24 protein-coding genes and 1 pseudogene are annotated in these 23,225 nt (G+C 61.3%); 15 read left to right on the top strand and 10 right to left on the bottom strand.

Annotated features, from left to right (window positions below; all coding sequences use genetic code 11):
* The 5 genes and pseudogenes from ABWI03_RS22880 to ABWI03_RS22860 all read right to left on the bottom strand — a co-directional run.
* Positions 1-195 carry a ferredoxin gene (locus ABWI03_RS22880; protein ID WP_095969547.1) on the bottom strand — a complete coding sequence of 65 codons (195 nt, stop codon included), beginning with the start codon at positions 193-195 and terminating at the stop codon, positions 1-3.
* Positions 196-234: 39 nt separating this feature from the next.
* Positions 235-1,518 (bottom strand): cytochrome P450, encoded by a 1,284-nt coding sequence (locus tag ABWI03_RS22875; protein ID WP_298776518.1) that lies wholly within the window; start codon positions 1,516-1,518, stop codon positions 235-237.
* Positions 1,519-1,613: 95 nt separating this feature from the next.
* Entirely contained in the window at positions 1,614-2,771 is a 1,158-nt protein-coding gene (locus ABWI03_RS22870; protein ID WP_298776516.1) for a thiolase C-terminal domain-containing protein, read from the bottom strand.
* The gene (locus ABWI03_RS22865; protein WP_296553459.1) at positions 2,768-3,031 is read right to left on the bottom strand and encodes a Zn-ribbon domain-containing OB-fold protein; all 264 of its coding nucleotides are present in this window, start codon (positions 3,029-3,031) and stop codon (positions 2,768-2,770) included. Before ABWI03_RS22865 ends, ABWI03_RS22870 begins: the two co-directional genes overlap by 4 nt.
* Positions 3,032-3,037: 6 nt before the next feature.
* Positions 3,038-3,181: pseudogene (locus ABWI03_RS22860) on the bottom strand (Zn-ribbon domain-containing OB-fold protein); the annotation flags it as partial.
* Between the two features lie 416 nt (positions 3,182-3,597).
* Between ABWI03_RS22860 and ABWI03_RS22855 the strand changes: the two are divergent.
* The 3 genes from ABWI03_RS22855 (at position 3,598) to ABWI03_RS22845 (ending at position 6,233) form a co-directional block, all read left to right on the top strand.
* Positions 3,598-4,452, top strand: a complete 855-nt coding sequence (locus tag ABWI03_RS22855; RefSeq protein ID WP_296553286.1) for a MaoC family dehydratase — start codon at positions 3,598-3,600, stop codon at positions 4,450-4,452.
* An 82-nt stretch (positions 4,453-4,534) separates the two neighbouring features.
* On the top strand, positions 4,535-5,446 hold the full coding sequence (locus ABWI03_RS22850; RefSeq protein WP_296553288.1) for an SDR family NAD(P)-dependent oxidoreductase: 912 nt from the start codon (positions 4,535-4,537) through the stop codon (positions 5,444-5,446).
* Between the two features lie 127 nt (positions 5,447-5,573).
* The gene (locus ABWI03_RS22845; protein ID WP_298776512.1) at positions 5,574-6,233 is read left to right on the top strand and encodes a TetR/AcrR family transcriptional regulator; all 660 of its coding nucleotides are present in this window, start codon (positions 5,574-5,576) and stop codon (positions 6,231-6,233) included.
* Between the two features lie 27 nt (positions 6,234-6,260).
* Here ABWI03_RS22845 and ABWI03_RS22840 read toward each other — a convergent pair whose 3' ends face one another.
* Complete coding sequence (locus tag ABWI03_RS22840; protein WP_172436512.1) at positions 6,261-6,434, bottom strand: hypothetical protein; 174 nt, start codon at positions 6,432-6,434, stop codon at positions 6,261-6,263.
* Positions 6,435-6,679: 245 nt separating this feature from the next.
* Here ABWI03_RS22840 and ABWI03_RS22835 point away from each other — a divergent pair, with 245 nt between their 5' ends.
* The 3 genes from ABWI03_RS22835 to ABWI03_RS22825 all read left to right on the top strand — a co-directional run bounded on the left by ABWI03_RS22835 (position 6,680) and on the right by ABWI03_RS22825 (position 8,176).
* Positions 6,680-7,363, top strand: a complete 684-nt coding sequence (locus ABWI03_RS22835; RefSeq protein ID WP_124566673.1) for a YceI family protein — start codon at positions 6,680-6,682, stop codon at positions 7,361-7,363.
* Positions 7,364-7,486: 123 nt separating this feature from the next.
* A complete protein-coding gene (locus tag ABWI03_RS22830; protein WP_095969554.1) occupies positions 7,487-7,837 on the top strand; it encodes a YidH family protein in 351 nt (116 codons plus the stop codon).
* Positions 7,838-8,176, top strand: coding sequence for a DUF202 domain-containing protein (locus ABWI03_RS22825; protein WP_095969555.1), 339 nt, complete (start codon positions 7,838-7,840; stop codon positions 8,174-8,176).
* On the opposite strand, the gene ABWI03_RS22820 is transcribed toward ABWI03_RS22825, so the two are convergent.
* Positions 8,142-9,083 (bottom strand): sterol desaturase family protein, encoded by a 942-nt coding sequence (locus tag ABWI03_RS22820; RefSeq protein ID WP_095969556.1) that lies wholly within the window; start codon positions 9,081-9,083, stop codon positions 8,142-8,144. The genes ABWI03_RS22825 and ABWI03_RS22820 overlap by 35 nt on opposite strands.
* A gap of 129 nt (positions 9,084-9,212) precedes the next feature.
* On the opposite strand from ABWI03_RS22820, the gene ABWI03_RS22815 reads away from it, so the two are divergent.
* Positions 9,213-9,668: an RrF2 family transcriptional regulator gene (locus ABWI03_RS22815; protein WP_095969557.1), complete on the top strand. Its 456-nt coding sequence runs from the start codon at positions 9,213-9,215 to the stop codon at positions 9,666-9,668.
* Positions 9,669-9,722: 54 nt separating this feature from the next.
* Here the strand turns inward: ABWI03_RS22815 and ABWI03_RS22810 are convergent, their stop codons facing one another.
* Complete coding sequence (locus ABWI03_RS22810) at positions 9,723-10,835, bottom strand: GGDEF domain-containing protein (RefSeq protein ID WP_166813141.1); 1,113 nt, start codon at positions 10,833-10,835, stop codon at positions 9,723-9,725.
* Between the two features lie 268 nt (positions 10,836-11,103).
* Here ABWI03_RS22810 and ABWI03_RS22805 point away from each other — a divergent pair, with 268 nt between their 5' ends.
* The 5 genes from ABWI03_RS22805 (at position 11,104) to ABWI03_RS22785 (ending at position 18,718) form a co-directional block, all read left to right on the top strand.
* Positions 11,104-11,718: a TetR/AcrR family transcriptional regulator gene (locus ABWI03_RS22805; RefSeq protein WP_095969559.1), complete on the top strand. Its 615-nt coding sequence runs from the start codon at positions 11,104-11,106 to the stop codon at positions 11,716-11,718.
* Between the two features lie 55 nt (positions 11,719-11,773).
* Complete coding sequence (locus tag ABWI03_RS22800; protein ID WP_124566676.1) at positions 11,774-14,128, top strand: MMPL family transporter; 2,355 nt, start codon at positions 11,774-11,776, stop codon at positions 14,126-14,128.
* Positions 14,129-14,242: 114 nt separating this feature from the next.
* Entirely contained in the window at positions 14,243-15,976 is a 1,734-nt protein-coding gene (locus tag ABWI03_RS22795; protein WP_095969561.1) for an ABC transporter ATP-binding protein, read from the top strand.
* Positions 15,973-17,904 (top strand): ABC transporter ATP-binding protein, encoded by a 1,932-nt coding sequence (locus ABWI03_RS22790; RefSeq protein ID WP_353798873.1) that lies wholly within the window; start codon positions 15,973-15,975, stop codon positions 17,902-17,904. Before ABWI03_RS22795 ends, ABWI03_RS22790 begins: the two co-directional genes overlap by 4 nt.
* A 70-nt stretch (positions 17,905-17,974) precedes the next feature.
* Positions 17,975-18,718, top strand: coding sequence for an IclR family transcriptional regulator (locus ABWI03_RS22785; RefSeq protein WP_298776499.1), 744 nt, complete (start codon positions 17,975-17,977; stop codon positions 18,716-18,718).
* A 5-nt stretch (positions 18,719-18,723) separates the two neighbouring features.
* Here the strand turns inward: ABWI03_RS22785 and ABWI03_RS22780 are convergent, their stop codons facing one another.
* Positions 18,724-19,905 (bottom strand): multidrug effflux MFS transporter, encoded by a 1,182-nt coding sequence (locus ABWI03_RS22780; RefSeq protein ID WP_298776497.1) that lies wholly within the window; start codon positions 19,903-19,905, stop codon positions 18,724-18,726.
* Between the two features lie 7 nt (positions 19,906-19,912).
* Positions 19,913-20,764 carry an alpha/beta fold hydrolase gene (locus tag ABWI03_RS22775; RefSeq protein ID WP_296553301.1) on the bottom strand — a complete coding sequence of 284 codons (852 nt, stop codon included), beginning with the start codon at positions 20,762-20,764 and terminating at the stop codon, positions 19,913-19,915.
* Positions 20,765-20,865: 101 nt separating this feature from the next.
* Here ABWI03_RS22775 and ABWI03_RS22770 point away from each other — a divergent pair, with 101 nt between their 5' ends.
* The 3 genes from ABWI03_RS22770 to ABWI03_RS22760 all read left to right on the top strand — a co-directional run bounded on the left by ABWI03_RS22770 (position 20,866) and on the right by ABWI03_RS22760 (position 23,117).
* Positions 20,866-21,351 carry a hypothetical protein gene (locus ABWI03_RS22770; RefSeq protein WP_298776494.1) on the top strand — a complete coding sequence of 162 codons (486 nt, stop codon included), beginning with the start codon at positions 20,866-20,868 and terminating at the stop codon, positions 21,349-21,351.
* Positions 21,348-21,746: a hotdog family protein gene (locus ABWI03_RS22765; RefSeq protein WP_296553304.1), complete on the top strand. Its 399-nt coding sequence runs from the start codon at positions 21,348-21,350 to the stop codon at positions 21,744-21,746. Before ABWI03_RS22770 ends, ABWI03_RS22765 begins: the two co-directional genes overlap by 4 nt.
* A gap of 81 nt (positions 21,747-21,827) precedes the next feature.
* Positions 21,828-23,117 (top strand): aromatic ring-hydroxylating oxygenase subunit alpha, encoded by a 1,290-nt coding sequence (locus ABWI03_RS22760; RefSeq protein ID WP_298776490.1) that lies wholly within the window; start codon positions 21,828-21,830, stop codon positions 23,115-23,117.
* Positions 23,118-23,225 lie beyond the last annotated feature (108 nt).

Raw genomic sequence — 23,225 nt, 5'->3', positions numbered from 1 at the left:
TCAGGTCTCGTCGAGGGTCAGCGCTTTGGCGGGGCACGATCGAACAGCCTCCCGGACAAGGTTTTTGTCGTCGTCATCGACCAACTCCTTGTGCAGAATCAACGATCCGTCGTCGGCTACCTCGAAATAGTCCTCGGACACGGATTCGCAGATTCCGATTCCTGTGCACCGGCCGCGATCGACAATGATTTTCATAGCGTCGTTCCTGTTCTCTACTGTCTTTACTGGGGTTTGTTACACGCGGACCGGGAGGCGCTTGATCCCGTTGATGAACTCGCTGTAGAGGTACACCGGCTCGCCGACCTCCATGTGCGGCAGTTTGGTCAGAATCTGTGAGTACAGTGCTCGCAGTTGGGCCTTAGCGACCAAATGGCCGAGACAGTAGTGGATTCCACCGCCGCCGAAGGCAACATGGTTGTTGTTGGGGCTGCGCTGTAGGTCGAACCGGTGAGGATCGTCGAAGGTGTCCTCGTCGCGGTTTCCCGAGCAATAGAACATGACAACCTTGTCGCCTCTGATGATCTGGGTTCCGCCCAGCTCGATGTCCGCAGTGGCCGTACGTGCAAATTCCTGGACGGGAGAGGTGTGGCGAATGAACTCCTCGATCGACTGTGCGATACGTCCGTCGAAGTCCTCCGTCAGCCATCGCTTCTGGTCGGGATTCCGATCCAGTGACATGGCGGTGTGGCTGGTCGTCTGTTTCGTTGTGTCGTTGCCGGCCACACTGAGAAGGAGCATCATCGAACCGATTTCGAGCTCAGAGAGCGGTTTGCCGTCGAATTCGGTGTTGGCCATGGCTGTAGCGATATCGTCGGCCGGGTTCTCGCGACGGAAATTGACCAAGTCGTTGCCGATCTCCGACAAGATCGCGATCTGCTGCATCGTGAACTCTGTCGGGGTCAACCCCTCGGGGAGCACCTCGGGGTCGGCGGCGCCGACCAGATTGTCCCCAGCCGTTGCGAAGTCCTGAACCAGGCTCTCCGGGACGCCGACAAGGTCGGCGATAGTGAGCATCGGCAGCTTCGAGGCGACTTCGGAGACGAAGTCGAATTCGCCTGCGCCGACTACCCGGCCGACGATCTGCTCGGCGCGTTCTTCGATCTTGTCCCGCAGACGCCTGACGGCCTTCGGTGTGAAACCAGAGCTGATGATTTGGCGATACCTGGTGTGATCGGGCGGATCCATCATCACGAAGTTCGGGGCGCCGTACAGTTCTGGATCGTTCGGCGCGAACCCCACCCCCCGCCACTTGTGCGGATCGGAGCTGAAGAGCTCGTGGTTCTGGCTGACGAACGAGATGTCCGCACTTTTCACGATGGCCCAGAATCCGGGTTCGCCGTGGTCGGGCTTGAAATGGGGGCGGTCCATGGGCTTGTGCCAACTCAACGGCGCATTCTCGCGCAGCCACGCGAATGTCTTGTCCCGCTCGACAAATGGTTTACTCCAGAACTCGACGCTGGTGAGGTCGATGTGCGGTGCTGTCAGCGGGTGCTCGGTGGATGGAAGTGAGGTCGTCATGCAGGTACCTTTCTGTTGCTCCCCCAGGGATGGGCTGTTCGGTCGAGGATCTACTCTTCGTTGGGTATTACGTTCGGCGAGAGGAAGATTCCTGCTTATGAACGCTGATTCGAGAGCACCAAACTGCCTGCGGCACCGAAGTAGAACCCGACGCCCTGGACAAAACTGATTTCGACTCCGGGAACCTGCTCGCACGCCTCACCGCGTAGTTGGCGTACCGCCTCCTGTATGGCGAACATCCCGTACATGCCGGAATGGGTGTACGACATGCCGCCACCGTTGGTGTTCATCGGAAGTCGGCCGCCCTTGGACGTATGCCCCTCGGCGACAAAGTCTCCCGATTCGCCGAAACCGACAAAACCGAGATCCTCGAGCATGTAGAGCGGGACGTGGGCGAATGCGTCGTACGCCATCAGATGGTCGACGTCGTCGTGGGTGATTCCAGCGGTGGCGAACGCTTCGGCGCCGGCGAGACGGAATGCTCTGAAGGATGCAGGGTCCTGCATTTGCGAAACCATCGGGGCTTCTGCGGACTCACCGGACCCGAGTAGGTATATGTGGCGGTCGGATCCCGGCATGTCTGCCGCTCGTTCGGCACTGGTCAGAATCACTGCGCCACCGCCGTCGGTCAGAACACAACACATGTCCCGGGTAAACGGATACGCCACGCGAGGACCGGCCAGCACTTCGTCTACCGTCGTCGGCTTACGACGGAAAGCCCGAGGATTGTCGAGCGCCCAGTTGCGCTGCGAAACAACCAATTCAGCCATGTGTTCGATGGTCATTCCACGCTCGTGCAGGAAGCGCAGTGCCGGAAGTGTAAAGGTCGTATACGGCATGGTTGCGCCGTAAACAGTCTCGAACTGACCGCTCATGGAGTTCAAACTCCGCGGATACGGTGGGGCGCCGACTTGGGACCTACCGGACTCCCCGTGGGTCACGAGTACAACGTCGGCGGCACCCGAAGCAATGGCGGCCGCGGCGTGACGCACGTGCAGCATGAAACTGCATCCACCGACTCCCGTTCCGTCCAGCCAGCGAGGGGTTATACCCAGGTGGTGAGAGACATCGAGGGAAAGCAGTCCGGTGGTAGCGACGCCGTCGATGTCCGCGGGTGTGAGGCCGGCGTCGGCCATTGCGTTGCGGGCAGCGTTGGCATGTAAATCCAGGACAGATGTGTCGGGCAGGACGCCGATTTCCGTGGTCTCGGCCGCGCCGACGATCGCGATGTCTCCGTTGTGCATCGATGTCATCGGGCAGACTCCTGTACCGGCGTGAACACGGGGAGTTTCATGTCCCCTCGTTCGATGAAAGTGACTTCGAGTTGTTGGTCGAGCACGAGGTACTCGGGGTCGGCCTCCACCCCGACCACGTTGCTCATCAGGTGCGGGCCCTCTTCGAGTTCGACCAGTGCGACGACGATGGGGGTAGCGGGGTCGAAGGGAGGTGTCGGTCGATAGTTGATCACGTAGGACAACAGTCGGCCTCGGCCACTGACGGGTGTCCACTCCACGTTGTCTGAGTTGCAGTTCGGGCAGAATGGCCGCGGATAGAAGTAGTGCCGTGTGCACGCCAGGCAATGTTGAATGGTGAGTTCCCCCCGCTGCGCGCCCTCCCAATAGGGGGCGGTGGCAGGGGTCGGAACCGGTACAGGCCCTGTCAAGGGACAGTCCTCTCGTCGTTCGGATCTGTGATGGATAATCAAGTCTCTCAACGGAATACGTCCGTCAAGTCGGGTGAATGAAACACGTTCCGCGAGTTTGTTTCAAACGGAATACCATCCGTTACGTTTCTTCGAATCGTGTCGAGGCCAGGGTCTTTCGGTTAAACGGAACGCGTTTCGTAACGATCAGAGTGATCCAGTTCATCCTGTATGTCAAGGTCTGTCGACAAATTCGGATGTTCCGGCTTACGGATTCGGATCCGGGCTTGCCATTCGCATACGTAACGTGTTCTCTTTAGTTGGAGTGGGTTGTCGGACAACGTTTTCGGAAACTTTGTCGCGCTGCTGGGCACTTACCGTCCGGTAACCCCGCTCCACTCCTATACGTGCCTATTTGGATGAAATCGAGGTTCTACATGCCGATCGACAGCTCACTCGTCGGACTTTCCGGCAATCCGGTCTGGAAGAGTTGGACGTCGAAAGACGCATTGCTGTATGCCGTGGGTGTCGGTGCGGGTCAGCCTGACCCGCTCGACGAGCTGGAGTTCACCACCGAGAACAGTGAGAACATCCCCCAGAAGGTTCTTCCTACATTTGCGAACGTGGCGTTCTACGGCGACGGCGACGGCGACGGATTCACGCTGCCCGATGATGTGGACTACAGCAAGCTGCTGCATGCATATCAAGCGTTCAGTTTGTCTGGCCCACTCCCGACAGACGGCCGCGTTGAAACCACCCGCACGATCACCGGTGTGTACGACAAGGGTTCAGGTGCCTTGCTCACGACGGAAACCGTCGCCCGCGACTCTGTCGGTCAGATCGTGGGAACCATCGAGTCAGGGTCGTTCTTCCGCGGTTACGGAGGTTTCGGCGGCGAGCGCGGGCCTTCAACTACCTGGGAACTACCGGCCTACAAGCCGGATCACGTTGTCACATACACAACTCGGGCGGACCAGGCGTTGCTGTACCGACTGAGCGGTGACCGTAATCCTTTGCATTCGGACCCGATATTCAGCGCACGCGGCGGGTTTTCCACTCCCATCCTGCACGGTATGTGCACCTACGGTTACGTCGGTCGGGCTCTCCTGCACGCTGTGGCCGATTCGGATCCGACGCGCTTCACGGGGATGTCGGGACGGTTCACCAAGCCACTGTTGCCCGGACAGACAATCACTACCTCGATCTGGGTTGCGGGTGGAGCTGTTCGGTTCCGGACAGTCGATGACATCGGCGACGTGGTCATCGACCACGGCACCGCCACAATTCGCTGACGGCACTGCCGTAATCCACTGACACTCAACCCGTTACATACTCGCCGCGATGTTGTTCGTGGCATGAACAAAGGAAAGATTCATGGGTTCACTCGAAGGTCGCGTAGCGATCGTGACCGGAGGCGGCCGAGGCATCGGTGCGTCGATCAGCAGAATGTTCGCTGCCGAAGGTGCAAAACTGGTCATCAACGATCTCGGTTCGTCGCCGGACGGTCAGGGCGGGGATCAGGGCCCGGCGCGTGACGTCGCTACCGAAATCGTGGCAAATGGCGGTCAGGCCGTTGCCGACGGCGGCGACATCGCAGATGTCGCGACCGGTCAACGCCTTGTCGATCTTGCGCTGGAGCATTACGGCAAGCTGGATGTTCTCGTCAATGTGGCAGGCATTCTCCGAGACAAGATGATTTTCAATCTTCCGGAAGAAGACTGGGATGCAGTCATTCGAGTGCATCTGCGTGGCCACTTCAGCACCATCAAGCCGGCGGCGGCGTACTGGCGTTCGCAGAGGAATCCCGACGGCCACTACCGCATCATCAACTTCACCTCCGATTCCGCGTTGCAGGGTTCGCCCGGGCAGCCGAACTATGCCGCTGCCAAGATGGGGATTATCGGTTTGACTGCGTCGACGGCCAACGCGCTCGGGCGATACGGCGTGACGGCCAATGCGATCGCTCCGGGTGCCGTCACGCGTCTGACGCAGACCGTGCCTGACGAGAAGCGGGTGGGAGAGGGCATCGACGATTCCGTTTCGCCGGACAACATCGCGCCCATCGTCACCTACCTTGCCGGTACGAGTTCCGATTGGCTGTCGGGCCGCACGATCGGCGCCATGGGCTACGAGGTGAAACTGTGGAATAACCCGGAGGTAGTCTCCACGGTCGCCTCGGATGGACCGTGGAACCTCGACGACCTGACCGCCAAGGTCGAGAAGGACTTCCGTCCGTTGGCTGACGGTCTGCACCCGTCCATCTTCATGGGTCAGCTTCCGTCCTGATTCGTAAATGCCTGATTAACGGATGGGACTGATCCGAGTGCCTGAGTTGGTGCCGGTGCAGGGGCGTTATCGTGGAGGCAGATGACGCGTCGGCGTCAGTCTCGGAACATGATGGGGGACAGACTGGATGTCCGCAGTGAAGGTGAACGGCCGCACCGCTGAGGCCAAGGCATTCCGTGTCGAGCGAGTCGTGAAAGCCACCCGCGAGTTGGCATCCGCGGGCGGTTACGAAGCTGTGCAGATGCGGGAGGTCGCTCGAGTTGCCCAGACTGCCCTCTCGACGCTCTACAAGTACTACGCGTCCAAAGACGATCTCATCACGGTAGCCGTTCGGTCGGAACTGGACTCCCTGGCTGAGGATTTTCTCCGCCGTCCGTCGAGACAGCGGACGGCGGAGGGGCGCGCAGGAGAAGTCTTCGTGCGGGCGTTCCAGGGGATGGTCCGAGATCCTGGGTTTGCACACGCTGCGATGTGCGCGCACCAAACGCTACGTGAGTACACCCCCGACCGGGATGAGCTCCGGGTAAGTAGCAACGAGATAACGCCTTGGGCCACCCCCTTCGGCTATATTGCCGTCACTCAAGCGTGGGGGGCGGATCACCGATGCACTCCGATGCAGTCCCGCACACTCGGCATGTTGGAGACCTTGTGGAGTGCCAGCGTTGTCGGGTGGCTGAACGGGGACACGTCGGTCGACGAGGTGAAACGGCGCCTTCGACTGGCGGCGAAGCTCTTGCTCGGCGCGGATTCTGTTGGCTCGAAAGTCAATTCGGAAGAAACAGGCTGACGCGATCGTGCTCGAACCCGACGGTCTTCACGAGCGTCGCGTTATCCACTCCGCAGCCGCAGCGTCGATGTCCTGCTGCAACTTCTCGAAGAAGGACGGCGTCGGGGTAGGTACCAAGTCCGCGGCCGTAGTCAGTGATCGGCCGAGGGCGATTCGCCGCTCGAGCAATTCCTCGTCCGTCAGGAGCGTCAGATCCGGCATCGCGGTCCCCCTTGTCCGGTGCGATTTCTGTCGGGGCAGACCGTGCGCATCGGGATCGATGCATGATTCGATGCGCACGGCCGAGGCATTCCAGGCTGGGGGCCGGAATGCAAAATCTACTTTACCAAATGATTACCAATTGCTGTGGATAGCATGTCGCGCTCGGTTACCGCGGAGTGCTTTCACAGCGTTCTCCCAGGTGTTAAGTCCTGACAATCGTTGAAGCTGCAACTATCGTCGAAAGCATGAAAAAGATCTGGTGGATAGGCGGAGCAGTAGTTGTGGTCGTACTAGCCCTGCTTGTGGGGCCGTGGGCGTACGGGAAATTCATCGCCGAAGACGATGCGCCGGCGGCCGTGGTGTCCACACAGGGGGCCGAGGCGGCGTCCGGATCGATCGACGGGCAGTGGACCGTCGTCCCCGGGCAAGGGGACAACCAGACCGCAGCCGGGTACACCGTCCACGAGATTCTCAACGGATCGAGTGTGACCGTCGTCGGAACCACCGGCGAGGTGAGCGGAAGCGCGGTCGTCGAGGGTGAGAAGCTCACGGCCGGTGAAGTGACTGTGCAGGTGGCGAGTATCAAGACCGACTCGGACCGGCGCGACGGCCAGTTCACGGGCAACGTGATGGACACCAGTACCTACCCGACGGCGACGTTCACGATCGACTCCCCGGTGGATCTTTCGGCCGTGCCGACCGATGGAACAACGGCAACGGTCACGGTGTCTGGAACCTTGACTCTCAAAGGGCAGTCCAAGCCGGTATCGGTCGACATGACCGTGCTGCATTCGGGCGATTCGTTGATCGCCTCGGGCTCGATCCCGGTCACCTGGACCGATTTCGGCGTCGAACCCCCGTCTCTCGGCTTTGTCACCGTCGACGGTAGCGGGTCGGTGGACTTCCTGGTCTCGCTCGCCTCGAGCTGAATTACGTCCACCCGATTCGCACTGCTTCGGGACGGGCAGGGAAGATTAAGGACATGACCTTCCCTTCTTGTTGTCCGTCCCGAAGGCAGCGCGCGAATCGTGCCCGGACGGAATGAACGAGTGATGCCCAGGTGGAGGCCCTTCCGGGCTGGTGAAGACCCCGACCCACGTTTCACTCTCGCCAACGAACGGACATATCTGGCCTGGATTCGCACCGCGACGGCCTTTGTCGCGTCAGGCGTCGGACTCGAGGCCTTCGGCGGCGACATCCTCAACCCGACGGTTCGCGCCGGCCTGGCCGCATTGCTGCTCGTCGGCGGCGCTCTGATCGCCATCACTTCTTTCATCCACTGGATCAGTGCCGAGCGCGCGCTGCGTGCCGAGCGCTCGTTGCCGGTGCCGCTGATGGCGCCGGTGGTCGGCATCGTGCTGGTGATCTGCGCGACCGTCCTGGTGGTCGAGGTCGTGAACTGATTGACCGCGCTGGAACCTTCGGAAGGACTCACGCCGCCGGACCGGGGCCTGCAGTCCGAGCGCACATCCCTCTCGTGGGTGCGGACGAGTCTGTCGATACTCGGCTTGTCGGCGGCCTGCTTGAGATGGTTGCCGCCGTTCGGCTCGGTGGCCTTGATCGGTCCGTCCGTCGCGGCGGTGCTCGTTGTTGTAGTGACGGTCTACGAACGTCGGGCGCGACCCAGGCGGTTGGCCCAGTTTTCAGTCGAAAAGGCAACGCCTGCTCTGGGTATGGGCGCAGCTCTCGCGCTGGGCCTTCTGCTGCTCAGTGCGACGGGGCTGTGGATTCTGTTGAAGTGACCTCGGCTTTCGGTGCCCAGCCGGGCGGGCCGAACACGTAGCCGGCTCGCTGCCGCCACGAGGTCGACGCCTTCCAGTCGCGAGCGATTGCAGCGTACTCCCGCGTTTGGAGCTTCCAGATGTTGTACGTTCCGACCGGCGTCGTGAGTCCGTAGGTGGGCCTGTGGGTTTCGGCCGCGAACGTGCCGAACATCCGGTCCCAGACGATGAGGATCCCGGCGTAGTTGCGGTCGAGGTACTCGGCGTCGGAACCGTGATGGACTCGGTGATGCGAAGGCGTGTTGAAGACGAATTCGACAGGACGCCAGAGTTTTCCGACTCGCTCGGTATGGACGAAGAATTGGTAGACGAGGCTGACGGAGAAGCCGACGAACACCATCCACGGCGGGATGCCGAGGAACGGCAACGGCAGCCACATGATGATCTCGCCGCTGTTGTTCCACTTCTGCCGTAGCGCGGTACTGAAATTGAAGTACTCACTCGAATGATGAGCTTGATGTGTCGCCCAGATGACTCGAACCCGGTGTGCGATGCGGTGATACGCGTAGTAGAGGACGTCGATTCCGAGAAGCAGGATCACCCAGGTGTACCAGGCCGTCGGCGACAGATGCCACGGTGCGAGATACACCCAGATTGCCGAATAGCCGATCAGTGCCAGTACTTTCCAAAATGTGCTCGTGGCGATGGACACCAAGCCGAGGAGGACGCTGGTCCGGGCGTCGGCGCTACGGTATCCGCCCTGCGCCGGCCGCGCACGTCCGTCGGCGTCGTTCGGATGATCTTCGAGTGCTCGGGCGGCGAACCACTCGATGCCGAGGAAGATGACAAACGCAGGGATTGCGAGAGTGACCGGGTCATGGAGTGGTTCGAGAAGTGACCGCCATGACTCGAGAAGCGTTTCCCACATGCGATTTGTCCTGTTCTTTTGCTTCGTTCGTTACATCATGCACCAATATGTAACGTCAAGGAACCCTTTTGGGACAAGAATCTGGCGGGTTTGTTGCGACTTTTCATAGAACAATGGTAGGAATTGCCGGTGCATATCACCGCGAAGGTGGACTACGCCGTGCGGACTCTGGTCGAGCTAGCGGCAGTCGGTCCAGACCCGGCCAAAGCCGAGTTTCTCGCCAAATCCCAGGTCATACCTCACAAGTTCTTGGAAGCGGTGCTCTCGGACTTACGGCGCGGCGGCCTGGTCAACAGTCGTCGAGGCCCGGACGGTGGATACTGGCTCGCCCGATCCGCAGACGAGATCACGATTGCTGACGTCATCCGCGCCGTCGAAGGACCGCTTGCGTCGATACGGGGTCAGCGCCCCGAGGACGTCGACTACGGGGGGCCGGCAACGCCACTCAAAGAGGTGTGGATCGCAGTGCGCGTCAACCTTCGCGCCGTGCTCGAAAACGTCACGCTCACCGACGTCGCGGGTGGCGAGTTACCCGAGTTCGTTCACGAACTGACTGCAGACCCCGGGGCGTGGAATCGTCGCTGAAACGGCGCGATTTCACGCTGTTCGTCGTGGCGTTCACGCTGTTCGTCGTGGCGTTCACACTGTCCGTCGGGGGCGTGAAACAGTTGTCGGCGCAGTGTTCGCGGCGTTGCCGCCCGCAGATTTCGCGTCGTACATCAGGTGATCGGCCGCGATGATTGCCCGGGAGAACTCGTTGTAGTCGAACTCCTCTTGATGTGGGACGAACGGTAGCGTCGCTGCTCCGACGCTGACCGTGGCCAGTGGGCGGTCGGAGGCGTTCACCACTGCTTTGGGCAGTGTTGCGATTCGCTTGCGCAATCCGTACGGGGTGCCGATCATCACGACGGTGAACTCCTCGCCGCCCGTGCGTGCGGCGTAACCGAAACCGTTCACATGCTCCTGCAGGCGAGTTCCGGTCCGGCTGATGACGGCGTCTCCGACTTCGTGGCCGAACGTGTCGTTCACCGCCTTGAACTTGTCGATGTCCACGACGGCAACAGCGATGTCGGCACGATTTGCCGACGCGACCGACCAGATGTGTTCCGACATGTCCCACAGCCCCCGTCGGTTCAGCAGGCCGGTGAGCGCGTCCACTTTGGATCCCGTTGCACGCGAGAGTAACTGGCGCCAGGTGAACTGAATCGTCGCCGGAATGAAGATCACGGCGCACAGTACGACGTCGGTACGCGCAAGCACGCTGGTCGCCGAGTACTCGCCGTTCGTCAGGCCGAGCACGGTCAGGGCGATGACAAACGTCGTGGCAAAGGCGAGGTGGAAGGCCAGCCAGCGATAGTCGAGGAAATAGGTGAAGTAGGCGCCGGTGGCGACGAAGAGCACCGCGCCGAACAGTGCGGCGTTATGGCTGGTGAACGTGATGAGTATCGAGGCGGTTCCGAGATCTGCCCACAGTCCGTAGAGCTCGAGTGTGCGTGCCCCTCTGATTCGGCCCACGAACCAGAGAAAGGTGGGAATCAAGTTGATCGTCGCGATGCCGATGACCCACGCTCGTGCAAACGGTCCGTCGGGGCCCTCGGTGCTGAAGAGAAACAGGTAGGCCACGAGCGAGAAATTGAGTGAGCAGAATCCGATGGTGAGATGAACGAGACGTAGGACCGTGCCTCTTCCGGTCTTCGATCCCCACAGCATGACCGAGGACGAAACCGGCCAGGTGTGCAGGAGCGGATCCATCAGATTCCTTCGCCGAACTCGTTTGGTTAATGAAGAGCAAAGTATGTCAGCCTCTGTTGCTTTACGCGTCAACTCGGGTTGGAGTTTCATGCGGGGCGTCACCGGCAACAACTACTGACGTGTTCGCTGGGGTGTAGGGCGAGCACTGGGTCGTAGGGCGAGCAAAGGTGTGAGCCAGGCCTCGAGAATTCGAGCGGTGTGTTCGAACGCACAATTTTGCAGAGCTCTGCAAAGTTGCAGAGGTCTGCAAGTTCGGTACGGTGGTGGAGTGATAACCGAGCCAAGCCTTCGCGACCGCAAGAAGGCAGCAACCCGTACCGCACTCAGTGACGCGGCGGCACGACTGGCTCGCGCTCTCGGGATCGAATGCGTCACCGCTGATGCGATCGCCTCCGAGGCGGGGGTGTCGACGAGGACATTCCACAACTACTTCTCCAGCAAGGAGGAGGCGGTTCTGGCGAGTTTCGAGGAAACAGTGGCTCTGTGGATCGAGGCGCTTGCAGCCCGGCCCGCGGATGAGCCCATCCTCGACGTGCTCGAGGATCTCGTGGTCGAAATCGTGAGCGATTCCGGCTCGAGCGTGAAGGAAAAAGTAAACATCTGGATGTTGTCGGATTCGAGTCCTGCTCTCTATCGGGATGCGGCCGACATGCATCAGCGGATCAACCGTGCAGTCACTCGGGCATTGGCCGAACGCACCGGCACGGACGCCGAACGGGACCTGTATCCGACCCTCCTCCTGGGGGTGGTGGCCGGGGCTTGTAAGTCGGTGATCGACATCTGGTCTGGTGGAAAGTCGGAGGCTTCCAGTCCGGAAGAGTTGGTCCACGACGCTTTTCGGCAAATTCGTGCGGGATTGCCTGCGCCGCCACCTCGCCCCTGAGACCCACTCGTAATACCTGTCCACGTACACGCACCGAAACAGCAAGGAGCCCGTCGTGGCCACCTATCTCTATCGGATCGGCAAGTTCGCCTATCGGCGAAAAGGCGCGGTCCTCAGCGTTTGGCTGATAATCCTGGTCCTGATGGGCGTCGGGGCAGCCACCCTGTCCGGCCCCACCAAGGATTCGTTCTCCATTCCGGGTACGCCGGCGCAGCAGGCGCAGGACCTGATGGCTGAGCGTTTTCCCGATGCTCCCAATCCGATGGATTCGCTGAGCGCCCGATACGTCGTACAGGCACCGGCAGGCACGACGCTGGCGGACCCGGCGAACGTCAAGGCCATGGACGACATGCTCGCGAGTATTCGCGGCATCGACAAGGTCGCCGACTCCGCCAAGGTGGACCCGGCAACTGCCACTCCGGAACAGGCCGCGAAGGCGTTGGTCAATCCGGTTGCCGGCAACGACTCCATGGTTGCGATGTTCAAGGAGAAGGCCGCTGCAGCGGGAACTTCCGAGGCGCAGGCTGTTGACGACGCGCGGGCGTTGTCGCCGCTCAGTGCCGACGGCACAGTCGGGTATGTCGAGGTTCCGTTCAGCGGTGACTTCGCCGATCTCGATCAGGCGTTGCGTGATTCGATCAACTCCGCAGCCGATGTCGGACGGTCCGAAGGGCTCAACGTCCAGGTCAGTGGTTCGGCCGCCCAGGAAGCAGAAATGCCCGGTGGTGTCACCGAGCTGATCGGTATCGCCGTCGCCGCTGTCGTTCTGGCCATCACGTTCGGTTCGCTTGTGGCCGCAGGGCTTCCGCTTCTCACGGCGATCATCGGTATCGCGATCGGCAGCCTCGGAATCACGGTCGCCACCGGATTCATGGATCTGAGTTCCATGACTCCGACGCTGGCGATCATGATCGGTCTGGCAGTCGCGATCGACTACTCGCTGTTCATCATGTCCAGATTCAGGCATGAGCTCACGCTCACCGACAATCGTGCCGAAGCGGCGGGCCGCGCTGTCGGAACTGCCGGTTCCGCAGTGGTATTCGCTGGATTGACGGTCATCATCGCGCTGGTCGCGTTGCGCGTCGTCGGCATCCCGTTCCTTTCGGATATGGGTGCGGCCGCAGCCTTCACGGTTCTGATCGCGGTTCTGATCGCCTTGACCTTGCTGCCCGCGATTCTGGGTATGTTCGGGCGCAAGGCTTTTGCCGGTAAGATTCCCTTCCTCAGCAAGCGTGCAGAGGAGTCCGAGGACGAGGATTCGGGCAAGCCGAAGTTGGCCCTGCGCTTCATCAGCGCCGTCGTGCGTCGTCCGCTCGTACCGCTCATCGGTGGTGTAGTCCTTCTGGGTGCATTGGCCCTGCCCGCAACGGGATTGAGCCTGGCATTGCCGTCGGAGGCCACCGGTGACCCGGCGACGAGTGCGCGTCAGGCATACGACCTGATCGACGAGGGCTTCGGTGACGGTCGAAACGGGCCGCTCATTGCGGTCGTCGACGCCAAGGGTGCCAGCGTCCCGGCGGGGGAGGCCTTCGCGGAGGTCGTCTCGACCATCTCGAGTTTCAGCGACGTCCAGAACGCACAGGTCGTCGGGGTCAACACGGCCGGCGACACCGCGCAGGTGCTGATCACTCCGAAGAGTGGTCCGACCGATCCGGCGACCATGGATCTGGTGTCCAGCCTTCGTGGAGCCGAAGGTGGACTCAACGATTCGATCGGCGTCAGCTACGGCATCACCGGCCAGACCGCACTCGAAGGTGACGTCTCGGACACGCTGAAGGATGCATTGGTGCCCTACCTTGCGGTAGTGGTGGGCCTCGCATTCATCTTGTTGCTCTTGGTGTTCCGCTCGATCCTGGTCCCGCTGACGGCGACGCTCGGCTTCCTGCTCAGCGTGCTCGCGACATTCGGTGCCACGGTGGCGATCTTCCAGCACGGTTGGCTGGGCATCATCTCGAACCCGCAACCGCTCGTGAGTTTCATGCCGATCTTCCTGATCGGTGTGGTGTTCGGACTGGCGATGGACTACCAGGTGTTCCTCGTGACGCGTATGCGTGAGGAGTACGTCCACGGCGCGACGGCGAAGGAGGCCGTGACCATCGGCTTCAACCACGGTGCCCGGGTGGTCAGTGCGGCCGCGGTCATCATGATCTCCGTGTTCGGTGCCTTCATCGCAGAACCGAACTCGTTCATCAAGTCGATCGGATTCGCGCTCGCGGCGGCGGTGTTCTTCGACGCCTTCATCGTGCGCATGGTCATCATCCCGTCCGTCATGGCGCTGCTCGGCGACAAGGCGTGGTGGTTGCCGAAGTGGCTGGACAAGATCCTGCCGAACGTCGACATCGAGGGTGAGAAGCTCAGCAAGGCCCTCCGTGACGAGAAGGAAGCGGAACTGCAGTCCGCATCTGCTTGATCTCTGCTGTGCGCCTTTATTAACCCCCCGCGGTTAATAAAGGCGCACAGCAGTTTTTGCGTATCGAAATATCCAGCGGCACATGTCGGCCAGGATTGGTAACCTTCGCTCACTATGCTGATCAGGCTGCTGCGCACTTATCTGACGCCGTACCGGGGTGAACTCACGGGCGTTGTCGTCCTGCAGTTTATTTCGACTATGGCGGCCCTTTACCTTCCGAGTCTCAATGCCGACATCATCGACAATGGTGTGACCAAAGGCGACACCGGCTACATCCTCTCCACCGGCGGGATGATGCTCATGGTCACGCTGACGCAGATCCTCTGCTCGGTGGGTGCCGTCTTCTTCGGTGCGCGAGTCGCCATGGGCGTCGGACGCGACCTGCGAGCGTCGGTGCTGCATCAGGTCGGGACGTTCTCGGCCAGGGAAGTCGGCCACTTCGGTGCGCCTTCGTTGATCACCCGAAACACCAACGACGTCCAGCAAGTTCAGATGATGGTCGTGATGAGTTGCACCATCCTCGTCATGGCGCCGATCATGTGCGTCGGCGGCATCATCATGGCTCTGCGCCAGGACCTGAATCTGTCCTGGATCCTCGGCGTCAGCGTCCCTCTCCTCGTGATCTCGATGGGTTTCCTGATCGCCCGGATGGTGCCCGGTTTCCGGGTCATGCAAGGCCGTCTCGACGCCGTCAACCGTGTTCTTCGCGAACAGATCACGGGCATCCGGGTTGTCCGAGCATTCGTGCGGGAACCGTACGAGGTCGAGCGTTTCGGCGACGCCAATCGCGAACTGACGGAGACGGCCCTCGGCGTCGGCCGCCTCATGGCACTGATGTTCCCGCTCGTAATGCTGATCAGCAACGTCACCAGCGTCGCGGTCATCTGGTTCGGTGGCCATCAGATCAACGAGGGCTCGATGCAGATCGGCTCGCTCACCGCCATGCTCAGCTACATCATGCAGATCCTGATGGCCGTCATGATGGCCACCTTCATGGCGGTGATGCTGCCGCGTGCGTCGGTGTGCGCCGAACGTATCTCCGAGGTGCTCGACACGGATTCGTCGGTGATCCCGCCCGAGAATCCGATCCGGGAGCTGAAGGACCCGGGCGTCGTCGAACTTCGTGGCGCTCAGTTCCAGTTCCCCGGAGCCGAGGAACCCGTGTTGCGCGACATCACCTTTCGTGCCGAGCCCGGAAAGACGACCGCGATCATCGGCGGCACCGGATCGGGAAAGACCACTCTTCTCAACCTGATTCCACGATTGATCGATTCCACCTCCGGATCGGTATCGGTGGGAGGAGTCGACGTCCGCGACATCGACACGGAGTTGCTCTGCTCGGTGATCGGTCTGGTTCCGCAGAAGCCCTATCTGTTCTCCGGCACCGTCGCCACCAATCTTCGCTACGGAAACCCAGAAGCTACCGACGAATGGCTGTGGGAGTGCCTCGAAATCGCCCAAGCTGCCGACTTCGTCCGTGCCATGCCCGAAGGCCTGGACACACCGGTGGCACAAGGCGGTACGACGGTATCGGGTGGTCAGCGTCAGAGACTCGCCATCGCCCGAGCGTTGGTGCGTAAGCCGCAGATCTATCTGTTCGACGATTCCTTCTCGGCACTCGACCTCACTACTGATGCGAGGCTGCGTGCGGCGCTGCGGCCGGTCACGCAAGACGCCTGCATCGTCGTTGTTGCGCAGCGTATCTCCACCATCGTCGAGGCCGATCAGATCATCGTGCTCGACGACGGCGCCATCGTGGGGATCGGCACGCACGACGAACTCGTGGTCAGTTGTCCCACCTACGGCGAAATCGTCGCCTCTCAGCTAGCCGTACAGGACGCATCATGAGCAACCGACCGACTTCCTCGCCTCCCATCGGCCCGCCCGGCGGCGGCGATCCCACCAAGAAGGCCATGAACTTCGGCCCTTCGCTCAAGCGTCTCCTCGGTCGCTTGAGTCCGGACAAGCCGATCGTCGTCCTGATCTTCGCTTTGGTGACGGCAAGCGTCGTACTTTCCTCGATCGCTCCGAAGATCCTGGGAAACGCCACCAACCTGATCTTCGACGGCATCGTCAGCAAGCAACTCCAGCCGGGGACGACCAAGGAACAGGCTGTCGAAGGATTGCGCGCTTCGGGGCAGGGTCAGCTCGCCGACATGGTGTCCGGCATGGCCGTTGTGCCCGGAACCGGAATCGATTTCGACGCCGTCGGCAAGGTCTTGATGATCGTGCTGCTGTTGTTCGTCTGCGCGTCGCTGTTCAGTTGGCTGCAGGCGTATCTGCTCAACATCGCGGTGCAACGGACCGTGCGCCGTCTGCGTGAGGACGTCGAGCAGAAGATCCATCGACTTCCCCTGCGGTACTTCGATACCCACGCCCGCGGCGACGTTCTCTCGCGCGTGACCAATGACATCGACAACGTCGCGCAGAGCCTGCAGCAGACGCTCAGCCAACTGGTCATGTCGGTGATGACCGTCCTGGGCATTCTCGTGATGATGCTGTGGATCTCGCCGTTGCTCGCCCTGATCGCGGTGGCAACCGTTCCGCTGTCGATCATGGTCACGGCGTTCATCGCGAAGCGTTCACAGAAGCACTTCGTGGCGCAGTGGAGGAGCACTGGCGGCATTAACGCACAGGTCGAAGAAGCGTTCAGCGGCCACGAGTTGGTCAAGGTGTTCGGCCGCCAGCAGGAGGTCGAGGAGCGCTTCCGCAAGCAGAACGAGGATCTGTACGAGTCGAGCTTCAAGGCACAGTTCATCTCCGGTCTGGTCATGCCGGCCGTGATGTTCCTCGGCAACCTCAACTACGTCGCCATCGCGGTGGTGGGCGGCATGCGCGTCGCGTCCGGAACGATGACGCTCGGCGACGTGCAGGCGTTTATTCAGTACTCGCGGCAGTTCACCCAGCCGCTCACGCAGATCGCGTCGATGACCAACCTGCTGCAGACCGGCGTCGCTTCGGCCGAGCGGGTCTTTGCGCTGCTCGATCAAGACGAGCAGTCGGAGGATCCGAGGGGCGCGAAGTCGCCCACGGTCGACCAGGGCCGCGTCAAGTTCGAGAACGTCACCTTCAGTTACAAACCGGAACAGCCGCTGATCGAGGACCTGTCCCTGACCGCCGAGCCGGGTCAGATGGTTGCGATCGTCGGACCCACCGGAGCAGGCAAGACTACCCTCGTCAATCTCATCCTGCGGTTCTACGAACTCAATTCCGGCCGAATCACTTTGGACGGCATCGATATAGCCGACATGACGCGAGACGATCTGCGCTCACGCATCGGCATGGTTCTGCAGGACGCGTGGCTGTTCGGTGGAACCATCCGTGAGAACATCGCGTACGGCAAGCCCGGTGCCACCGACGAGGAGATCCGTCGCGCGGCAGAGATGAGCTACGTCGACAAGTTCGTGCACTCCTTGCCCGAGGGCTACGACACGGTCATCGACGAGGAAGGCAGCAACGTCAGTGCCGGTGAGAAGCAGCTCATCACCATCGCCCGTGCCTTCATCTCGCAGCCGTCCATCCTGATCCTCGACGAGGCGACCAGTTCGGTGGATACACGTACCGAACTGTTGGTCCAGAGCGCCACCGCGGTTCTACGCAACGACCGCACCAGCTTTGTCATCGCACACCGTCTTTCGACAATTCGTGATGCGAACCTGATCGTGGTGATGGAGGAAGGCCGGATCGTGGAGCAGGGGAGCCATGAGGCGCTGCTCGAATCCCGCGGCGCGTACTTCCGTCTGTACAACAGCCAATTCGTGGGCGCGGAGATCTAATGCCTCAGTAGACTGGAGCAGACTTGGTCCGCTGGGTGGACCACATTCTGTGTACTGGAGGCGCTCGGCGATGCATTCGTTGCTGGGGAAAGCGCGCCTCATACTCGATTCCTTCGATGCGGATTCGGGAGCACTTTCGCTCACCGAGCTTGCGAACCGGAGTGGCGTTGCGAAGGCGACGGTGCATCGAATAGCCGGTGAACTGGTGTCTCTCGGTCTACTCGAACGGGTCGGCACTAAGTACAGGTTGGGGCTACGGCTCTTCGAACTGGGGCAGTTGGTTCCTCGTCAACGGATTCTGCGCGAGGTGTCCTTGACGTATGTGCAGGATCTTCACGCGGCGACCCGGGAGACGGTTCACCTCGCGATTCGCGACGGCCTCGATGTTCTGTACATCGACAAGATCTCCGGTCATCACGGGGTGGACCTGCCGTCGCGGGTGGCCGGCCGGCTGCCGATGTATGCGACGGCAACCGGCAAAGCGATACTCGCGTACTCACCGAATTCCGTTTTTCGAGCGGTGACAGGCAACGGATTTGTCGAGTTCACCGATCGGACGGTGAACTCGGAAGACGGGTTGCGTAGGCAACTCGACGCTGTTCGTTCGCAGCAGTTGGCGGTCGAGACCGAAGAGGTTCGCCTGGGAACATCGAGTATCGCTGCCCCGATCTTCGGTGGACACGGTGAAGCAGTTGCCGCGATCGGTGTGTCGAGTCCGCGGTATCGAATGGATACCGAGCGTTTTGCCGAACCGTTGCGCGCGGCGGCCGACGGGATCAGCCGGAAGGTATCGGTTCTCGAACGCTCGGCATAACCGTTCTATCGACGTACGCAGAGCAGCGCGATCACGCCGAGAACGGAAGCCCCGGTCATGGAGATGGCCACGGCAAGACTGGTGTTGCCGAGAAGACCGACGATGGGCGCAACAACAGCGGCAGCGCCGAACTGCGCAAATCCGATCAGCGCGGCTGCTGAGCCTGCGGCTTCTCCGTGGCGGGACAGTGCAACTGCCGGTGCATTGGGCATGACAAAACCCGTTGCGCAGAGCATCAGCAGGATGGGGACGGCAAACCCGACGAATCCCCACGAGTCGGTGGCGGCAACAACAACAAATGCAGCGCCGACGGCGCTACTGCCCCACATCGCCCAGATCGTGATGGAATTCGGCGACCACCGGCCGAGAAGCACGACGTTGAGCTGGGACGAACCGATCAGAACGACGGCGCCGCCGGCAAAGGCAAATCCGTACGCTGTGGCGCTCAGTCCGAACTGTTCCTGCATCACGTAGGACGACGCGGCGATGTACGACCACAAAACGCCGCGGCCGAGACCGCACACGAGCACCAACACCATGAAGTGGGCATCACGGCCGAGCGCAATGTAGGTTCGCGCGATGGCGCCGATGCCCTTGCCCGACCGATTCTCGGGTGGAAGTGTCTCCGGAAGCGATACCGCCGCGAGCGCGATCATGGCGATGCCCAGGACGAAGAGAGCGAGAAAGACTCCGCGCCATTGTGTTACGGACATCAGTGCCCCACCGGTGGAGGGAGCCAGGATGGGCGCTACGCCCATGACCAACATCAGTCGCGAAAGTACAACCGCCGCATCGTGTCCGGTGAAGAGATCACGAACGATTGCCATCGCGATCACGCCGGTCGCGGCGGCGCCAAAACCTTGAAGGGTCCGCAGCGCGGTGAGGACTTCGATGGACGGAGCAAAAAAGCAGGCCAACGACGCGCCGACGTGAATTACTGTGCCCACGAGCAGGGGACGTCGACGCCCGTAGATGTCGGACAGTGGGCCGATGAGCAACTGGCCGAAAGCCAGACCCAGCAGGGTGCCCGTCAGGGTCAACTGAACCATCGTGTCCGACGTGCTGAATTCCTGCGTGATCTGCGGCAGCGCAGGAAGATACATGTCGACGGTGAACGGCCCGAGGGCGGTGAGAATTCCGAGAAGCAGTACCAATCGGATCCGTGCACCGCCCGTCGGGGCGATCACAGTTCGTTCAGTTGTGCTGTTGGTCAAGGAAACCCGAAACTACACTGTAGTAGTCGTATGGTCGCTCTTCCTGAAGATGATGCGACGCCTTGTCCATGATGTAGAGATGGCCGTGGGGAATCATCCGCGCCAGCATGAGCGGGTAGTCCGGGGTGAGGAACGCGTCGTGCATACCCCAGGCGAAGAGCGTCGGCGCCTGGATCTGGCCGAGTTCAGCTGTGAGATCCTGCCAATCTCCACGAGGTGAGTCCGCCGAGGCAGCCAGGGCCATTTCTTCGGGGTCGAGACTTTGCTCGTATCGCATCTGGAGGGTTTCGGCGGGCAACTTCGATCCGTCGAACCATTCGAGGCCGGTGATCAAGGTGCGGAGTTTTTCGAGGGTGGGGCCGGTGCCGCCGTAGTAGACGTCGCGGGCGTTGCGGCCACGACGGCCGTCCTCGGGGAGCGGCGCGAGTGGTCCGTAGAAGACGGGCATGCTGCCCGTGATTACCAGGGAGCGAACGCGTTCCGGGTACTTTGCCGCAAGATTGAGCGCTATGGTGCCGCCCCAGGAGTTGCAGACAAAGTCTGCGCGTTCGATTCCGAGCTCGTCGAGCAGGGCAACCATCTTGGCGGCGTGGAAGTCCCACATGGGGCCGGTGATGGTGCACTTGTCGGACCGACCGTATTGCAGGAGATCAACGAGAATCGCTCGTCGATCCGAGGCGAAGAGCGGTGCCACCGGCCCGAAGTCGGACCACGCAGTGCAGCCGGGGCCGCCTCCGTGCAGGAAAATCGTGGGGTCGCCCTCGCCGAGGTCGTAGTAATGGAATGTGACGCCATCTGCTTTGGCGTACAAGCTCTTCGGTTGATCAGCCATGGCTATACCTGACCTCGAGGTGAGCGGTATGGGAAGCATTGCGGTCCGGCAGGCGAACCCGGTTCGTGGCTGTGAGACTTCCGAATGCCTAGCGTGCTGGCATGAGAACAGAACTCGAGCACGCGCGTGATCGCGCGGAGGCGATGATCGGTAAGCGGGAAACGCGAGAGTTGGGAACGGTGCGTCCAGCGGAGTCGGTTGCGTTTGCGGTTGCCGCCGCCGAGACGGACTCCCGGTTTCTCGACCCGGAGCACCCGGCATTTGCCGTCCATCCGATGTATCTGCCTTCGCTTTTGCGAGGACCGCAAGGCGGCTCCGATCGAGAGTACCGAGCAGATGGCATGTTTCGTGACGAAGTGCCGGGCACAGACGGTATCGACGTGCGCTTGATGGCGGGCGGGCAGAGTGTGACGTTTTTGCGACCCGCCCCGTTGGGTGAGGATGTCGTCGTAGGGCGAGTACTCGATACCGTGACGACCAAGGGCCGGGCTCCGGACGAGTTTCTGCTGCTCTCGGTCACCAAGACTTACCGGGGTGCGCAGTCCGGCGCATTTGCCGAGGTCGTCGAGAAGTTCATCGTCCGATGACCGAAACGGTGGTGGTGGGCACGCCGATCGAATCGGTGACCTTGGTCTGCGATCCGATTCGGATCCTTCGATTCGGGGCGTCGACGCACAATTCGCACCGTATTCACTACGACGCCTCCTATGCGCAGACGGAGGGGTTGTCCGCACCGGTGGTCATGGCCCAGTTGCAGGGCACGCTGTTCTTTCGTGCCGCGTCACACTTTGCCGGTGGATACGAAGGAGTTGTGTCCGTCTCCTGGCAGAATCGTGCGCCCGCGCCCGTCGGAGCCACGCTCGAGGTGTCGGGTGAAGTGTCCCAAATCGACAGTGACCAACTGACTTTGGCGTTGCGGGAGCATTCGGACGATGGTGTGCTGTGTGCTGTCGGAACCGCTGTGGTGGTCCGGGTCTGCTGAGCGAACCGAATCCGTTGGCGTAGACCGCAATCTCACCCAAGATCTGTTTCATTCAAACATTCAGTGTCGAGAGGACTTCACATGACTGGTGTCGAGGCGTCGGAAGCCACGTTCGCGCTGCCCGAGCGGCCACGAGCGGCCGGTCGGCAGGATTGGACGGCATGGCCGGGTTACAACGCAGCCGGCAGCGGATACCGCGGTTACTGGTACCCGGTCACGTGGTCGAACCACATCACCAAAGACCCCAAGAGCTACACCATCTGTGGTGAAAAACTGGCGATCATCCGCGACGCCGGCAAGGCATATGCCTTGCACGATCGCTGCCCGCACCGCGGCGTTCCGCTGTCCGAGGGCGATCAGCAGTTCCCGGGAACCGTCAGCTGCCCGTACCACGGCTGGACGTACCGGCTCACCGACGGCAAGCTGGCCGCGGTCATCACAGACGGTCCGGATTCCAAGATCTGCGGCAAGCTGAACGTCCAGACCTATGCGATCGAGGAGCGACTGGGTCTAGTGTGGGTGTACATCCCGATCGCCAACGAGCCGGCGCCGTCCATCGACGACCAGTTGCCGCGTGAGCTGGTGGAGAACAAGGGCATCGTCGGTGGTCGTATTCAGCCCCGAGAAGGTAACTGGCGCTTCGCATGTGAGAACGGTTTCGACGAGGGACATGCGAAGTATCTGCACCGCACCGCATTGTGGCGTCTGTTCAAGCCGATGCCGACGTGGAACATCACGAGTATCGTTCCGGAGGGACGCTGGATCTACCGGGTGCAGGAAGAGGTGTACTGGGAGGCGGAGTTCCCGGGCGTGGGAACCTGGACGAACAAGCGGTGGTGGAAGAAGAAGCCGGACGAGACCCAGATTTCGCAGATCGGAAACGTCGGCGCCGGTCTGGACGTCAATCCTGTGATCGCAGCTCAGAACTTCCCCGGTTTTGCTTCACTGTCCATGCCGGGTGTCCTGCGCATCGCGTACCCCAAGTTCATTCACTACGAGTTCTACGTCCCGGTGGATGAAGACAACCACAAGTACGTCGGCCTCATGGTCAACTTCGTCTCCGGCGCAGCAAAATTGGGCTTCTACGCCAAGTACCTCGGCGCGATCCGCTGGCTGTTCCACGGTCAGTTCTCGGGTCAGGATGCGTGGATGGTCGAGGTCACCGATGCGCCGCCGGAGAAGCTGTACCGACCGGACGTGTCGCTGACAACGTGGCGAAATCTGGCAGAGGAAGAGTACGCCGAGAAGATCGCCGACGCGGCCAAGCACACCCCCAAGGCGCCGGTCAGGCCCACCCGAGAGCGCCGGACGCCAACGCCCCGCCCGGCCCCTGTCGCCGACGCTCAGATTCCCACCGGCACCAGCGAATAGGAGAGATACATGTTCAAGATTCTGACGGCTGGCGCTATCGGTGCCGCTGTTGCAGTGGCAGTCCCAAAGCTGTGGCAGCTGGCCGGCGAGCGCAGCAATACTCAGGTA

This window comes from Rhodococcus baikonurensis (genome assembly GCF_040489275.1).
GTDB classification, from domain to species: Bacteria; Actinomycetota; Actinomycetes; order Mycobacteriales; family Mycobacteriaceae; genus Rhodococcus_F; species Rhodococcus_F baikonurensis.
This window is presented reverse-complemented; position numbering and strand designations above follow the sequence as displayed.

What these genes read in the sequence shown, in the direction of transcription:
- ABWI03_RS22785 (WP_298776499.1), top strand. Translation starts at nt 17,975, where the DNA reads ATGCATTCGTTGCTGGGGAAAGCGCGCCTCATACTCGATTCCTTCGAT.
- ABWI03_RS22875 (WP_298776518.1), bottom strand. Translation starts at nt 1,518, where the DNA reads ATGACGACCTCACTTCCATCCACCGAGCACCCGCTGACAGCACCGCAC.
- ABWI03_RS22855 (WP_296553286.1), top strand. Translation starts at nt 3,598, where the DNA reads ATGCCGATCGACAGCTCACTCGTCGGACTTTCCGGCAATCCGGTCTGG.
- ABWI03_RS22850 (WP_296553288.1), top strand. Translation starts at nt 4,535, where the DNA reads ATGGGTTCACTCGAAGGTCGCGTAGCGATCGTGACCGGAGGCGGCCGA.
- ABWI03_RS22845 (WP_298776512.1), top strand. Translation starts at nt 5,574, where the DNA reads ATGTCCGCAGTGAAGGTGAACGGCCGCACCGCTGAGGCCAAGGCATTC.
- ABWI03_RS22870 (WP_298776516.1), bottom strand. Translation starts at nt 2,771, where the DNA reads ATGACATCGATGCACAACGGAGACATCGCGATCGTCGGCGCGGCCGAG.
- ABWI03_RS22775 (WP_296553301.1), bottom strand. Translation starts at nt 20,764, where the DNA reads ATGGCTGATCAACCGAAGAGCTTGTACGCCAAAGCAGATGGCGTCACA.
- ABWI03_RS22790 (WP_353798873.1), top strand. Translation starts at nt 15,973, where the DNA reads ATGAGCAACCGACCGACTTCCTCGCCTCCCATCGGCCCGCCCGGCGGC.
- ABWI03_RS22830 (WP_095969554.1), top strand. Translation starts at nt 7,487, where the DNA reads ATGCCCAGGTGGAGGCCCTTCCGGGCTGGTGAAGACCCCGACCCACGT.
- ABWI03_RS22765 (WP_296553304.1), top strand. Translation starts at nt 21,348, where the DNA reads ATGACCGAAACGGTGGTGGTGGGCACGCCGATCGAATCGGTGACCTTG.
- ABWI03_RS22880 (WP_095969547.1), bottom strand. Translation starts at nt 195, where the DNA reads ATGAAAATCATTGTCGATCGCGGCCGGTGCACAGGAATCGGAATCTGC.
- ABWI03_RS22840 (WP_172436512.1), bottom strand. Translation starts at nt 6,434, where the DNA reads ATGCCGGATCTGACGCTCCTGACGGACGAGGAATTGCTCGAGCGGCGA.
- ABWI03_RS22820 (WP_095969556.1), bottom strand. Translation starts at nt 9,083, where the DNA reads ATGTGGGAAACGCTTCTCGAGTCATGGCGGTCACTTCTCGAACCACTC.
- ABWI03_RS22770 (WP_298776494.1), top strand. Translation starts at nt 20,866, where the DNA reads ATGAGAACAGAACTCGAGCACGCGCGTGATCGCGCGGAGGCGATGATC.
- ABWI03_RS22810 (WP_166813141.1), bottom strand. Translation starts at nt 10,835, where the DNA reads ATGGATCCGCTCCTGCACACCTGGCCGGTTTCGTCCTCGGTCATGCTG.
- ABWI03_RS22835 (WP_124566673.1), top strand. Translation starts at nt 6,680, where the DNA reads ATGAAAAAGATCTGGTGGATAGGCGGAGCAGTAGTTGTGGTCGTACTA.
- ABWI03_RS22760 (WP_298776490.1), top strand. Translation starts at nt 21,828, where the DNA reads ATGACTGGTGTCGAGGCGTCGGAAGCCACGTTCGCGCTGCCCGAGCGG.
- ABWI03_RS22795 (WP_095969561.1), top strand. Translation starts at nt 14,243, where the DNA reads ATGCTGATCAGGCTGCTGCGCACTTATCTGACGCCGTACCGGGGTGAA.